This is a genomic window from Streptomyces sp. NBC_01410 (assembly GCF_045040195.1).
Taxonomy (GTDB): domain Bacteria; phylum Actinomycetota; class Actinomycetes; order Streptomycetales; family Streptomycetaceae; genus Streptomyces.
This window is the reverse complement of sequence record NZ_CP109530.1, coordinates 7,366,128-7,379,316: the sequence shown is the minus strand read 5'-3', so window position 1 is coordinate 7,379,316 and position 13,189 is coordinate 7,366,128. Positions and strand designations below refer to the sequence as shown.

Here is a 13,189-nt window from a genome sequence, read left to right as displayed (position 1 = left end):
CCATGGCCAGTGTTCGAGCCGAGGCTACTGATCGCCCGCCTGGAGAGCGAGCCCAAACGGAAATTAGCGGTCCGTTCTTGGTCACACGTGTTGCTCCGCACGGGTGTTGACATAACGACCGGCCCGCCTGCACGCGGGGGGCGTGAGACGGGCCGGCCGGGCCGGAGGCGCAGCGTGGGGACTACTTGGGCGCTCCGACCGGCTTGCCCTGGGGAGATACCGCGTACCAGGTGCCGCCAACGCCCTGACCGTTGGTGTCACCGGCCTTGGCGTCGCCCGCGAAGGTGTAGATCGGCCAGCAGTCGATGGTCTGCTGCTTGATTCCGTCCGGGCGGTCGAAGGTGACAAAGCCCTTCTTGAGGATTCCCTCGGTGTCGTTCTTGTTCATAGGGGCGACAACCGGCCACTTCTTGAGGCAGTCACCCGTGCAGGCGGTCTTCATCGGCCATGCCGAGTCCTTCATGAACCGGTAGACCGTCATTCCGTTCTTGTCGACGACAATCTCGCCGAGCTTGGGGTCCTTGCGGACCGAGAGGCCCGCGAGATCCGCCTGCTCGCCGCCCGCTTCCTCGCCGCCGTCGCCGTAACCGCCCTCGCCGGAGTCCGAGCCACCGCCGGCGCCGCCCGCGGCCTTCTTGCCGTCGGGGGCGGAGGCGAACCACGTGCCGCCCACGCCCTGGCCCTTGGCGTCACCGGGCTTGGCGTCCTTGGCGTAGCGGTACATCGCCCAGCCGCCGATGGTGAGCTGCTTGGTGCCGTCGGACCGGGTGACCTCGCCGATCAGGGAGGGGTCGACGCCGGGAGCGGCCGAGGCACCGCCGGCGGCCACGACGGGCCAGGTCTTCGCGCACTCGCCTTCGCAATTCGACTTCGGCGGGCTGGCGGTGTCCTTGTCGAAACGGTAGAGAGTGAAGCCCGCGCTGTCGGTGACGACCTTGCCGAGCTCCTTGCTGTCCCACACGGCCAGCTGGCCGGCGGGCTTGGCCGCCGCCTGGGCCGCGGTGCCGGAATCGGCACCGTAGTCGGAGCCGTAGCCGCCGCTGCCGGGCTGGGCGGGATTGACGGCGCCGACGGCCTGGCCGTTGGGGGTCTCGGTGCCCTTTTCCTGACCGCACGCCGTCGTCAGCGCGAGTACGGCCGCCGCAGTCACCGCGAGCGAGGCGTTACGCCAGGTGTTCATGTCCACTCCCGTTAGTCCATCGAACCTGTTGCGACGCCTGGGTGCGCCGTGTTCATGGCCCTAGGTACGGACAGCGGGGCGGGATGTGTTCAACGCGTCGGGAAAAATATCCGAGGTCGCGAACGCGAATCGTCGAAATCCCGCTTCCATCAGGGGAATTCACCCCACAACGGAATGGCTTGATCTCAACTGCCCCACAGGTTCCTTCAGTCACTCAGTCACTCAGTCACTCAGGGAGCCGAACCGGTCCAGTGCTCCGCGCACCTGCTCCCGCATCGACCGGCTGCCCTGATGCCCGGCGTCGTCGACAACCACGAGTTCCGCGCCGGGCCACGCGCGCGTGAGTTCCCAGGGGGTGTCGAGCGGGCTGCTCAGGTCGAGCCGGCCGTGGAAGAGCACGCCCGGGATTCCCTTCAGCCGGCCGGCGTCGCGCAGCAGGGCGCCCTCCTCCAGCCAGGCGCCGTGCGCGAAGTAGTGGGAGGCGATCCGTACGAGCGCCAGCCGCGCGGCCGGCGGGCGGCCGCCGTAGGGGCTGGGCACGCCCTGGGGTTCCATGGACAGCACGGTGTCCTCCCACCGGCACCACTCGGCGGCGGCGCTCTCCCGTACGCGGGGGTCGGGGTCCGCCATCAGACGCGCGTAGGCGGCCACCGGATTGACCTCGTCACCGGCGACCGGGGCGAAGGAGCGGAAGCGGTCCCATGCCTCGGGGAAGAACCGTCCGACGCCGCGGTAGAGCCAGTCGATCTCGGACCGCCGGGTCGTGGTGACCCCGTTGACGACGATCTGGGAGACCCTCCGCGGATACCGCTCGGCGTAGGCGAGAAGCAGCGTCGAACCCCACGAGCCGCCGAAGAGCAGCCAGCGCTCGATCCCGAGGTGCTCGCGCAGGCGCTCCATGTCGGCGAGGAGATGGCCGGTGGTGTTGTGGGTCAGATCGGACGCGGGGTCGGCGGCGTGCGGTGTGCTGCGTCCGCAGCCTCGCTGGTCGAACAGGACGACGCGATAGCGGTCCGGGTCGAAGTAGCTGCGTACGCCGGTGGAACATCCGGATCCCGGGCCGCCGTGGACGACGAGTGCGGGTTTGCCCTCGGGGTTGCCGCAGACCTCCCAGTGGACGAGGTGCCCCTCGCCGGCATCGAGCATCCCCTGCTCGTACGGCTCGATCGGCGGATACAGCTCGGACATACCCTGCGCTCCCTGTCTGTACGGACGGCTCGGCCGCCCAGTACACCCCGGGCCGGGGCCGCCGCGCCGCTCCTTTCTCATCCGCCGACCCGGACAACGCCCCGACACCCCCTGGCCGTCCGCCGCACGGGGGACACGGGTGCCCCATTCGCGCTACAGCGATCGCGGGGTGTAACCCCCGCTTCTAGCGTTTCGGGCATCGAGGTGCATTCCCCGCATTTTGTGGAAACAGGTTCCGCAGCTGCTCCTCGGAGACCCGGAGGACTGACCATGCGCGCGAAACGTGCCGCATCCGCCGCTCTGCTGGGAGTGGCCTCACTCGCCCTGACCGCCCCCATCGCCATGGCCGCCGACAGCCAGGCGTCGTCGCCCGTCTTCAGCGTCGCCCCCTCGACCGTCTCGCCGGGCGGCCGCGTCACCCTGTCCGCCAGCGGGTGCAACACGACCTCCACCGCCTCTTCCGGGGTCTTCGACACCGTCAGCATCAGCCCGGGCTCCTCGGCCACGGTCACGGTCGACCTCGACGCGCGCCCGGGCGCCCAGTACTCGGTCCAGTTCAACTGCCCGGGGCAGGGCACGGGCTCGTTCAACCTCACCATCAGCGGCGGCCGGTCCACGCCGACCATCAGGACCACGTCCGCCTCCACCGCGCCCGCGGGTGTCAGGGGCGGGCTCGGCGGCAGCATCGGCGGGCTGAACGCCGGGGAACTCGCCGCGGGCACCGCGCTGGTGGTGGCCGCGGCCACCGGCACCATCTTCGTCGTACGCAGGCGCGCCGAGAGCCGCCGGCACTGACACCCGCCCGCCCCCTGACCGCTGATCGACCCCTGGGGGGTGTCCGGCGGACACCCCCTAACCGCCCGTCGCCCCGAGTCCTGGCCAGGACTCGGGGCGACGGGCGGTTACGGCCTACCGGGAGGTTCGGCCGGTCAGACCTTTCCGCTGATCATGCGGCGGCGCCGGACGATGAAGAGCGAACCGCCGACGGCCGCCGTGGCGACGAGTCCGCCGCCGATCGCCATTTCGGTGCCGCTCGGGCCGACCGAGCCGCCGAGGCCGCCCATCGCGCCGCGGGCCGCCAGCACGGTGAACTGCGCGGTCGCCACGTTCTGGCTGTCGTTGCACCTGACGGCCAGGTTGTACTGTCCCGGCGCCGCGTTGTCGTTGACCCGTGCGGTGGCGGTCGAGATGCCGTTGCGGGGCTGGGAGAGATTGGTCTGCGGGAAGGCGTTGGACGTGACCGTTCCGCCGCGGTTGCAACCCCGGACGGTGACGGTCAGGGTGCCGCCCTGGTGGACAGCCTCCGGGCTGACGGAGAGGACCTGGACTCCGCCGTCGCCCCCCTGTCCTCTTCCACTCTGACCCCCTTGGCCGACGTCGCCGCCCGCGGCGGCCATCGGGGCAGAGAGCCCGACGGCCGCGATGGCGGCCGCGGCCACTGCGAGAGCGCGTGATGCACGCATCGTAGAACCTCCTGTGGAAGACGCCCCAAAGCGGCGCTCCGGGAGATTCGACGAGTACGTCTTCCACGACGAACCCTCACCGGGCGGGACAACCACCGCATTTCGGAATTGGTCCCTTCCGGTGAGCGACACGCCGACGACACGCCGGGAGATCTGACGGAGTCCCAGGTCACGGACCGTCAGAATTTTTATCCGACAAATACGTCGGATGGGCCAGCGCCACCCGGCCCGCCACCCGTTCGCCCCTCCCTCCTCGCCGGTCCCCCTGCGCTCACTTAGCGTGCGTACAGGGCCTACGAAAAGGGAGTGTCATGGGCGAGTTGTACAGCGGCTCGGAGTCGAGGAAACGCTCGCCCTGGGGCGTACTGGCTCTTGTCATGCTCACCGGGTTGGCGATGATGAGGAATGGCGTCGACGTGGGCCTGGGCCCGCCCCAGCCGGCGGCCGCCGCCTCGCAGAGCCGCCCCGGCGAGACCTTCGCCCCGCTGGTCGCCGCTCAGACACTGCCGTACGCACCCGCGGAACGCGTGCGCATCCCTGCGATCAAGGTCGACGCGCCGGTCATGAACGTGGGCCTGGACTCCGACGGCTGGATCGAGGCACCGCCGCCCCAGGACCCCAATATCGCGGGCTGGTACCAGAACGGCATCTCCCCGGGCCAGCGCGGCACCGCGGTCGTGGTCGGCCATGTCGACAACCTGTCGGGGCCCGCGGTCTTCTACGGGCTCGGCTCCATCGAGAAGGGCGAGCACATCGAGGTCGCCCGCTTCGACGGGAAGGCCGCGGTCTTCGAGGTGTACGGAGTCGAGGTGTTCTCCAAGGCGAACTTCCCCGGTGCCCATGTCTACGGCGACACGGGATATGCCGAACTGCGCGTGATCACCTGCGGCGGCGGCTATTCGAAGGGCCGCGGCTACGACGGCAATGTCGTCGTCTTCGCCCGGATGGTCAAGGTCCGCTGATCCGGGCCCGGATGAGCCGGCCCGCCAGTCCGCTGCCAGTCCGCCGCCGCTCGCTGCTGCTGCTGCTGATCAGCGGTGCGGCACGGTGATGCTGTATCCAGCGTCCAGCAGTTCGGGCAGATAGCGGCGCAGAGCAGCGACGCTCTGCGAACGGTTGCCGCCCGCGTCGTGCGAGAGGATCACGACGCCCGGCGCCACGCCGCCGAGCACCCTGCGGACGATGGACGCCGTGCCCGGCTCGGTCCAGTCGCGCGAGTCGAGGGTCCAGCCCAAGGGCTCCATGCCGAGTTCCGCGCCGATTTCGAAGGAGAGCTTGTTCCAGGCTCCGTACGGGGCGCGGTACCACAGCGGCGCGGCGCCCAGGGTCTGCTCGACAAGCTCGCTGGTGCGGCTCAGTTCGCTGCGGATCTTCGAGGGCGGGAGCCCGGGGATCAGTGGGTGGGACCAGGTGTGGTTGCCCACAATGTGTCCGTCGTGGGCAATCTGGCGCAGCAGTTCGCGGTTGTCGGCGGCCATCGAGCCGCAGACGAAGAACATCGCGCTCACGTGGTACTGGCGCAGGGTGCTCAGAATGCCCGGCGTGTAGCGGGGATCAGGCCCGTCGTCGAAGGTGAGCACCAGGCTGCGGCCCGGCGCCCGAAACCGCTCGAAGGGTCTGGTGCGCACGGGCGGCAGCGCACGGCGGAATCGCGGTGGGACGTCCGCCGTCATGGGCTGCAACCGGTACGCCGACTCCCTCACCGGCGGGCCCGCGGCGGCGGGCTGGGCGCCCGCTGCCGGGCCCGGGGCTGCCGCCCCGTCGGGGCTCCGGCCCAGCTCGGTGAAGAGCGTCCCGGTGGTGGCGGCCGCGCCGAGGCAGGCCGCGATACGGAGTACCGATCGACGGCTCGGGAGCATCTGATCAGATTTCATGACTAACTGCTCGCACGGTCGGGGCCCCTGGCACCTCACCCACACCGTTCGGGCGGGTGAAAGCACCCGATGGGAGCAACCCGGGAGCGCGCGCGGGCGCGTCAGTTGCGGCGCACGAGCGGGAAGGGCAGTGTCTCGCGGATGGTCAGCCCGGTGAGGAACATGACGAGCCGGTCGACCCCGATGCCGAGACCGCCGGTCGGCGGCATCGCGTACTCCAGCGCGTCCAGGAAGTCCTCGTCGATCTCCATGGCCTCCGGGTCGCCGCCCGCGGCCAGCAGGGACTGCGCGGTGAGCCGGCGCCGCTGCTCGACCGGGTCGGTCAACTCCGAGTAGGCGGTGCCCAGTTCGGTCCCGAAGGCGACCAGGTCCCAGCGTTCGGCCAGGCGCGGGTCACGGCGGTGCTGGCGGGTGAGCGGGGAGACGTCGGTCGGGAAGTCCTTGTAGAAGGTGGGCAGCTTCGTCCGCTCCTCGACGAGGCGCTCGTACATCTTGAGGACCACGTCGCCGCGGGTGTCGTCCGGGATGTGCGGCACACCCACCCGGTCGCACAGTCTGCGCAGCACGGCCTCGTCGGTGTCGGCGTCGACCTCCTCGCCGAGCGCGTCGGACACCGCTCCGTACAGCGTCCTGACCGGCCAGACGCCGGAGATGTCGTGCTCTACCAACTTGCCGTCCGGGCCCGCCTTGTGCGCGATCGGGGCGCCGAAGGCGGCGGTGGCCGCGCCCTGGATCAGCTCGCGGGTCAGATCGAGCATCACGTCGTAGTCGGCGAAGGCCTGATAGGCCTCCAGCATCGTGAACTCGGGGTTGTGCTTGTAGGAGACGCCTTCGTTGCGGAAGGTGCGGCCCATCTCGAAGACCTTCTCCAGACCGCCCACACACAAGCGCTTGAGATAGAGCTCGGGGGCGATCCGCAGATAGAGATCGAGGTCGTAGGCGTTGATGTGGGTGGTGAAGGGGCGGGCGTTGGCGCCGCCGTGGATCTGCTGCAGCATCGGCGTCTCGACCTCGAGATAGCCGCGCTCCAGCAGGCCCTGGCGCAGCGCCTGGACGGCCGTGGAGCGGTGGCGTACGACATCGCGGGCGCCGGGGCTGGACACCAGGTCGAGATAGCGGCGGCGGACGCGCGCCTCGGGGTCGGCGAGGCCGCGGCGTTTGTCGGGCAGCGGGCGCAGGCACTTGCCGGTCAGCTGCCACGCGCTGACGAAGAGGGACAGCTCTCCCTTGTCGCTGGCGCCGATCTCGCCGGTGGCGGTGATGTGGTCGCCGAAGTCGACGTCGGAGGTGAAGCCGTTCAGTACGTCCGCGCCGCAGGTGTCACGGGTGAAGGCGAGCTGGAGGTCGCCGGACCAGTCGCGCAGCACGGCGAAGACGACACCGCCGAGGTCGCGTACGAGCATCACGCGCCCGGCGACGGTGGCCTTCCGGCCGGTGCGGGTACCGGCCGCGGGCGCGGGGTTGAGGCTTCGGATCTCGGCGAGCGTGTCCGTGCGCTGGGCGATACCGACAGGGTAGGGATCGATGCCGTCCGCCCGCAGCCGCTCCAGCTTGCGGTGACGGATGCGTACCTGCTCGGGCAGCCGCTGCTCCCCCGCCGCCTCCGCCGAGGCCGGGCCCACCAGGCCGAGGGAGTCGATGGACGGCAGCCCCGCGGTCGTGACGGGGCTGACGACGCCCCGGTGCCGTGCCTTCCCCTTGCCCCAGAGCTTGCGCAGGCTCGGTACGGAGACGAAACCTTCCGCGATCGCCGAGGCCATGCCGACCCGGGCGAGGGAGCCGGCGTCTCCGTAGCAGAGGAAGCGCGGATACCACTCGGGCTGGTACTTCACGTTGGAGCGGTACAGGGCTTCCAGCTGCCACCACTTGGAGAAGAAGAGGAGCAGCCTGCGCCACATCCGCAGGACCGGGCCCGCGCCGATGCGGGCGCCCTCCTCGAAGGCCGAGCGGAAGACGGCGAAGTTGAGGGAGATCCGGCGGACGCCGAGTCTGGGGGCCTGGGCGCAGAGTTCGGCGACCATGAACTCCATGACGCCGTTGGGGGCGGTGCGGTCACGGCGCATCAGGTCGAGCGAGATGCCGTCCTTGCCCCAGGGGACGAAGGAGAGCAGGGCGATCAGATTGCCGTCGGCGTCGAAGGCCTCGACGAGCAGGCAGTCCCCGTCGGACGGGTCGCCGAGGCGGTCCAGTGCCATGGAGAAGCCGCGTTCGGTCTCGGTGTCCCGCCAGGCGTCGGCCTTGTCGACGATGCCCCGCATCTCCTCGTCCGTCAGGGCGGAGTGGCGGCGGATCCGGACGGTGGCTCCGGTGCGCTTGACCCGGTTCACGGCCTGCCGGGTGACGCGCATGTCGCGGCCGTCCAGGTCGAAGCGGGCGACGTTCAGGATCGCCTCGTCGCCGAGCTGGATCGCGCCGAGTCCGGAGCGCGCGAAGGCCGTGGCGCCCTCCTCCGAGGCTCCCATCACGGCGGGGGCCCAGGCATAGCGCTTGGCGAGGTCCAGCCAGGCCTGGATGGCCGGGGCCCAGGACGCCCGGTCGCCGATCGGATCTCCACTGGCCAGAGCGACTCCGGCCTCGACGCGGTAGGTGACGGCGCCCCTGCCGCTGGGCGAGAATACGACGGCCTTGTCGCGACGGGTGGCGAAGTAGCCGAGTGAGTCCTGGGCGCCGTACGCACCGAGCAGGGCCCTGATCCGGGGCTCCTCGTCGCCGTGCAGAGCGGCTTCCATGCGCTGTGAACGAAAGAGTGTGGCGGCCGCGCTGAGCAGGGCGATCGCTCCGAAGAGACCCAGCAGGAAGAAGAGGAAGCGGGGCGGGTGGCCGTCGAACTGGTCACCCGAGGCCAGTCCGCCGAGCACCCGGTTGGCGGCCCACAGCAGGCGCTGGTTCTGCGGCAGAGTGCCGGGGAACAGCTCGACAAGGCCCCAGCCGACGAGTACGCCCGCGGCCAGCCCGATGACCAGGACGAGCAGCGCGTGACGCAGCGACGCGCGCCGGGACTCGGCGTAGAACTCCCCGCGTGCCGCGACGAGCACCGCGACGGCGGCGGTGCACAGCACCAGATTGGGGATCCACGTCCACTCGTGGTCGACGGCCAGGACCAGTACGTCCGCGAACAGCAGGAGGGCCAGATAGCTGACGACCAGCCACCACGCGGCCTTCTTCCGCGCGCCGATCGCCGCGGCGAGCAGCAGCAGGAACACCGCGTAGGCGAGGTTCGCGCTGACGGGGATCGCGACGCGGTCCAGGAAGACGGCGACGGGGCGCAGCAGGCGCCGCAGCGGAGGGATGAGCGCGAGGATCACGCAGAAGGCACCGAGAGCGGCGAAGAACATCGCGAAAGCGCCGGGCACCCTGCTGAGCAATCCGCCACGGGCTGACGTGGGCTGCTCCACGGTGACACTCATGATCTGCACTTTAAGGAGGCCACCGGCGGGGCGCCTGTTGGAAAGGATGAGGTCCGTTCCGGTTGATCGGGCCCGCAGGACCGGCCGGGCAGGGCATAACCTCGATGCTGTGACAGAACAGCGGCCCCAGCAGCAGCCTCAGCGCTTCGAGCGCGGCACCGACGGCCCGAAGGTGATCGTCGTCGGCCTGGACGGATCCGATTCCTCGATGCGGGCGGCGGCGTACGCCGGAGGTCTCGCCCGGCGGCAGAACGCCCTGCTCGCGATCGTGTACGTCCAGCCGGTGATGCCGACGGGTGCCGCGTTCGGTGCTCTGGTCGGGGACGCGACCGGGGACGTCGCCGAGGAGCTGGTGGGCGAGATCCGCTCGGCGGCCGAACGGGTCAAGGGGATCTGGGACGTCCGCTGGGAGTTCCACACCGTCCGCGGTGACCCGTACAGCGGACTGGTCGCCGCGGCCGACGAGCTGAAGGCGGACGCCGTGGTGGTGGGTGCTTCGGAGTCGGCGGGCCACCGGATCATCGGCTCGGTGGCGGTCAGGCTGGTCAAGGCGGGCCGCTGGCCGGTGACGGTCGTTCCGTAACGCCGTCAGCCGTCAGCGGCCGAGGGTGAGGCCGTCCCCGGCGGCGCCGCGGCCGAGCACCGCCGCGCGGATCGCCTGCTGTGCCTCGCGAAGCTCGTCCCGGCCCGCCTCTCGTCGCAGCGCCTCCGGGAGATTGATGACGCGTCCGGCGTCGGTGTCCGTCCACGTCGGGACGAACTCCGCCTTCTTCGCCACCCAGCGCCGACCGGGCTCGGCGGGCGGTGCGAAGGTGAAGCGGCCGATGGACCCGTGGACGGCGCCCATGCCGTAGACGATCCAGGTGCCGTTGACCTTCTCGTACGGCTGTGGCACTTGGGCCCGTGTGCCGAGGACGAGGTCGATGTCGGGGCGGCCGGCGCCGGTGGACTCCGTGAGCCGCCTGCCGAGGTTCAGCTGATGCTCGTCGGGCTCGGTCTGCCACCGCGTGCCCCAGTCCAGACTGACGACGACCACATCCGCTCCGGCACTGCGGGCGGCGCGCGCGTCGGCGACGATCTTCTTCTCGTCGATAAGACTGACCGCCCAGGGCCGCTTGCCGTCGAGCGCGGAGCCGTTGGTGCCGGAGGTGTAGGCCAGTTGGGCGACCTTGGCGCCGCCGGCCTTCAGCCAGGCGGGGCGGCGAGCCTCGGCAGCGGTACGGGCCGATCCCGCATGTCTGACGCCCGCCGTGTCGAGCGCGTCGAGGCTCTGGTTCGAGGTGGTGGAGCAGGAGTCGTACCCGGTGGAGCCCAGCGCCTTCGCGAGCTGCGGCAGGGACGTGGTGGTGGGGTAGTGGCAGATCGCCAGATCGGCCCGGGAGACGACGGGCTTGATGCCCGCGAGCATGGGCCGGAAGTCGTAGCCGTCGCCGCCCGCGTCCGCCCTGGCCCGGCCGACGACCGAGTCGTGCGCGAGCATGTCACCGCCGGCGACGAGCGTGAAGCCGCGGGTCGCGCCGGCACCGCCCGCGGCGGAGGGGGCGGGGTGCACGGTCCCCCGGTTCTGCGGGGTGCGGGCGGGGCCCGTCTGTCCCATGCAGCCTGCCGCAGTGGTGAGGAGCAGGAGGACGGCGGCCACCGTTCCCTGACGCGTGCGCTGAGTCATCGGTCAGGGTTGCCGGTCGGGGCAGGGTCGAGTCAAGCGACAAAGCCGTCATGTCACTGAGACGGAGGTAGGGGGTGTCCGCCGGACACCCCCTGGGCGATGTCCGGCCGTTCGATTGCTCCCGGCCGCCCGCTCGTCGCACCATTCGCCGCTCCGTGCGACCACTCGCCGACAACCGCTGCACGTCACCTGTCCCTTCGCGCCCTGATGCGTTCGTATACGCCACGTGGCGGCGACCTCTGCACGAAAGGGTGTTTGGCAATGGCGACGGCGACCGAGACGACCGACGAGCGGGCCATGGCAGAGCTGCAGCGTGAGCACGGGCCCGCACTGCTCAGCTTTCTGCTCGGTCTGACCTACGGGGACCAGCAACGCGCCGAGGACCTGCTGCAGGAGACGCTCGTACGTGCCTGGCAGCACCCCGAGGCCTTCGACGGGCCCTACGAGTCGATGCGGCCCTGGCTCTTCACGGTCGGCAGGCGGCTCGCGATCGACGCCAGGCGCTCCCGGTTGGCCCGGCCGACCGAGATCGGCGACGGCGTCCTGGCCACCACGCCGGACCCGGCGGACGTCACGGAGACGGCCGTCGCAGCGATGGATGTCCGGGCCGCGGTCGAGTCGCTGAGCCCGGAGCACCGCGCGGTGCTGGTGCACATCTACTTCCACGGGCTGAGCGTGAACGAGGCGGCGGAGGAGCTCGGTATACCGGCCGGAACGGTCAAGTCGCGTTCGTACTACGCACTGCGTGCGCTGGCCCGCTGTCTGCCGGGGTACGCGCGGCGCCGCTGACGACCAGCCCGGCTTTCGCACCGCTCGTCGCGCCGGGCCGACCGTTCGTCGCGGCTCCAGGTGGCGGCGGGGCGAGGCGGCACGGGTGGGCGCACGGGGGGCGGCTGAACCAGGAGGGCGCGCCGTGCGTAATGTCCGAAGTGACCATCGCACGCTTTGACCATCCGAGGACGGTTCCTGTGACCGAGACGCCCTCATCCCGGCGGTCGGCGATCGCCGAGACGGCGCTCGCCGCTCTGGCGCTCGGCCGCTGCCCCGATGCGGCTGCCGCCCGGGCGGCCCGTCGTGCGCGCCGCTGGCTGCGCGGCGCCTCGCCCCAACCGGCGTACTCCACAGCCGGGTTGATCGAAACGGCGCTGCGTACGCTCGCTCTCCGCGAAGGCGAGCCGGTCGATCTCGGTCACCCGCTGCTCTCCGCACCCGGCTGCGCCGCGCTCACCCGGATCGTCCACGCGGTCGCTGTCCACGTCGATCTGGCCGTGGTCGGCGGCGCCCCGATCGGCAGGCTGGGCGGGCTGCTGGCCCGTGACATCGCGACCGGTACGCCGTGCCCCTTCACCGGCCGGCCCGGCTCCCCCGCCCTGCTCGCGGCCCGGCTTCTGGTCGAGCATCCGGCGGCGGGCCGCCTGCCGGTGCGCGAGGCGGTGGCCCGTATCGCGGCCTCGCGGCGGGACGAGGCGCGCATCGAGGACGAGCCGCCCGCCACGGCGCTGGCTCTGCTCGCGCTCAGCGCGGCGGACGCGGGCAGTCCCGCGTGGCGCAGATGCCGGGCGGGGCTGTTGCGCATTCAGCTCCACGACGGCAGTTGGCGGCACCGGCCGGTCCCGGTGGCGGCCTGACGCCATGGCCCGGGCCGGCCGTCCGTCTGTCCCTCTGTCTGTCCGTCGATCCGTCCGAGAATCAGTCCCGCGCGCCCCGGATGTCCCTGCGGTGTCCTTGTCCCCCTCGGGCCACGTCCAAGGAGCGACAGTATGCGAAACCTCACGCGCAAGTTGAGTAAAGACGGGCTCCTGACCGTGTCTGACGGTGGAGGCTCGTCGTCGTGTCGGCACGAAGTCGTCCGGAAGGAAGGTGGAAAGGGTGCAGCCCGAGAGTACGAACGGAACCAGCGGCGGCGGGCTGGCAGTCCCCATGGCGTGGCTGTGCGCCGAGTACATCGCCGACGAGATGCTGCGGGCGGGCGCGCTCGTGCAGGGCGGTTCGCTCGAATACCGCGCCGGCAGACAGACGCTGGCCCTCACCATCTATCTGTGCGACAGCGCGGACGAGCTGGCGGGCGTGCGGGTGGTCTCCCGGATCGACGAGTGGCTGTCACTGACCTCGTACGGCCATCCCTGGCAGGAGTGGGCGCAGGAGCGGCTGACCGCCCGGCAGGAGCGGGAACGGGACCTCGACGAGGGAGCCGATCCGGATCTGGCACTCGCGCTGGACGCCTGGCGCTGGCTGCGGCAGACGGAGCTGCTCGCCGCCGATCTCGGGGACAGCGAGCCCTGGCACCCGGCCGGTCCGCAGTCCGGCGCCGTGGACGAGTACGCGGAGATATGGACTCCGGCCTGGCAGCTGGGTCTGCCGCTGAGCCACCTGGCCATCCATCTCTTCTGCTGAAGGTCCGGCGACGGCTA

12 protein-coding genes are annotated in these 13,189 nt (G+C 70.9%); 6 read left to right on the top strand and 6 right to left on the bottom strand.

The window, feature by feature from the left end:
- Positions 1 to 181 precede the first annotated feature (181 nt).
- On the bottom strand, positions 182 to 1,180 hold the full coding sequence (locus OG741_RS33795; RefSeq protein ID WP_405604003.1) for an SCO0930 family lipoprotein: 999 nt from the start codon (positions 1,178 to 1,180) through the stop codon (positions 182 to 184).
- Positions 1,181 to 1,402: 222 nt separating this feature from the next.
- On the bottom strand, positions 1,403 to 2,368 hold the full coding sequence (pip, locus tag OG741_RS33790) for a prolyl aminopeptidase (RefSeq protein ID WP_405604001.1): 966 nt from the start codon (positions 2,366 to 2,368) through the stop codon (positions 1,403 to 1,405).
- Positions 2,369 to 2,638: 270 nt separating this feature from the next.
- On the opposite strand from pip, the gene OG741_RS33785 reads away from it, so the two are divergent.
- Positions 2,639 to 3,163 carry a hypothetical protein gene (locus OG741_RS33785; protein ID WP_405603999.1) on the top strand — a complete coding sequence of 175 codons (525 nt, stop codon included), beginning with the start codon at positions 2,639 to 2,641 and terminating at the stop codon, positions 3,161 to 3,163.
- Positions 3,164 to 3,297: 134 nt separating this feature from the next.
- Here the strand turns inward: OG741_RS33785 and OG741_RS33780 are convergent, their stop codons facing one another.
- On the bottom strand, positions 3,298 to 3,831 hold the full coding sequence (locus OG741_RS33780; protein WP_324988604.1) for a hypothetical protein: 534 nt from the start codon (positions 3,829 to 3,831) through the stop codon (positions 3,298 to 3,300).
- Positions 3,832 to 4,142: 311 nt separating this feature from the next.
- Between OG741_RS33780 and OG741_RS33775 the strand changes: the two genes are divergently transcribed.
- Positions 4,143 to 4,793, top strand: a complete 651-nt coding sequence (locus OG741_RS33775) for a class F sortase (protein WP_405603997.1) — start codon at positions 4,143 to 4,145, stop codon at positions 4,791 to 4,793.
- Between the two features lie 69 nt (positions 4,794 to 4,862).
- On the opposite strand, the gene OG741_RS33770 is transcribed toward OG741_RS33775, so the two are convergent.
- On the bottom strand, positions 4,863 to 5,705 hold the full coding sequence (locus tag OG741_RS33770; RefSeq protein WP_405603995.1) for a polysaccharide deacetylase family protein: 843 nt from the start codon (positions 5,703 to 5,705) through the stop codon (positions 4,863 to 4,865).
- A gap of 101 nt (positions 5,706 to 5,806) precedes the next feature.
- Positions 5,807 to 9,112 (bottom strand): bifunctional lysylphosphatidylglycerol synthetase/lysine--tRNA ligase LysX, encoded by a 3,306-nt coding sequence (gene lysX / locus OG741_RS33765; RefSeq protein WP_405603993.1) that lies wholly within the window; start codon positions 9,110 to 9,112, stop codon positions 5,807 to 5,809.
- Between the two features lie 109 nt (positions 9,113 to 9,221).
- On the opposite strand from lysX, the gene OG741_RS33760 reads away from it, so the two are divergent.
- Positions 9,222 to 9,695 (top strand): universal stress protein, encoded by a 474-nt coding sequence (locus OG741_RS33760; RefSeq protein ID WP_405603991.1) that lies wholly within the window; start codon positions 9,222 to 9,224, stop codon positions 9,693 to 9,695.
- 12 nt (positions 9,696 to 9,707) lie between these two features.
- Here OG741_RS33760 and OG741_RS33755 read toward each other — a convergent pair whose 3' ends face one another.
- Positions 9,708 to 10,778, bottom strand: a complete 1,071-nt coding sequence (locus OG741_RS33755; protein WP_405603989.1) for a CapA family protein — start codon at positions 10,776 to 10,778, stop codon at positions 9,708 to 9,710.
- Between the two features lie 261 nt (positions 10,779 to 11,039).
- Here OG741_RS33755 and OG741_RS33750 point away from each other — a divergent pair, with 261 nt between their 5' ends.
- From OG741_RS33750 to OG741_RS33740, 3 genes are all read left to right on the top strand, one after another.
- Complete coding sequence (locus OG741_RS33750) at positions 11,040 to 11,567, top strand: sigma-70 family RNA polymerase sigma factor (protein ID WP_405603987.1); 528 nt, start codon at positions 11,040 to 11,042, stop codon at positions 11,565 to 11,567.
- 179 nt (positions 11,568 to 11,746) lie between these two features.
- The gene (locus tag OG741_RS33745) at positions 11,747 to 12,406 is read left to right on the top strand and encodes a hypothetical protein (protein WP_405603985.1); all 660 of its coding nucleotides are present in this window, start codon (positions 11,747 to 11,749) and stop codon (positions 12,404 to 12,406) included.
- 241 nt (positions 12,407 to 12,647) lie between these two features.
- Positions 12,648 to 13,172 carry a hypothetical protein gene (locus OG741_RS33740; protein ID WP_405603983.1) on the top strand — a complete coding sequence of 175 codons (525 nt, stop codon included), beginning with the start codon at positions 12,648 to 12,650 and terminating at the stop codon, positions 13,170 to 13,172.
- Positions 13,173 to 13,189: the final 17 nt, after the last annotated feature.

What these genes read in the sequence shown, in the direction of transcription:
- OG741_RS33795 (WP_405604003.1), bottom strand. Translation starts at nt 1,180, where the DNA reads ATGAACACCTGGCGTAACGCCTCGCTCGCGGTGACTGCGGCGGCCGTA.
- pip (WP_405604001.1), bottom strand. Translation starts at nt 2,368, where the DNA reads ATGTCCGAGCTGTATCCGCCGATCGAGCCGTACGAGCAGGGGATGCTC.
- OG741_RS33785 (WP_405603999.1), top strand. Translation starts at nt 2,639, where the DNA reads ATGCGCGCGAAACGTGCCGCATCCGCCGCTCTGCTGGGAGTGGCCTCA.
- OG741_RS33780 (WP_324988604.1), bottom strand. Translation starts at nt 3,831, where the DNA reads ATGCGTGCATCACGCGCTCTCGCAGTGGCCGCGGCCGCCATCGCGGCC.
- OG741_RS33775 (WP_405603997.1), top strand. Translation starts at nt 4,143, where the DNA reads ATGGGCGAGTTGTACAGCGGCTCGGAGTCGAGGAAACGCTCGCCCTGG.
- OG741_RS33770 (WP_405603995.1), bottom strand. Translation starts at nt 5,705, where the DNA reads ATGAAATCTGATCAGATGCTCCCGAGCCGTCGATCGGTACTCCGTATC.
- lysX (WP_405603993.1), bottom strand. Translation starts at nt 9,112, where the DNA reads ATGAGTGTCACCGTGGAGCAGCCCACGTCAGCCCGTGGCGGATTGCTC.
- OG741_RS33755 (WP_405603989.1), bottom strand. Translation starts at nt 10,778, where the DNA reads ATGACTCAGCGCACGCGTCAGGGAACGGTGGCCGCCGTCCTCCTGCTC.
- OG741_RS33750 (WP_405603987.1), top strand. Translation starts at nt 11,040, where the DNA reads ATGGCGACGGCGACCGAGACGACCGACGAGCGGGCCATGGCAGAGCTG.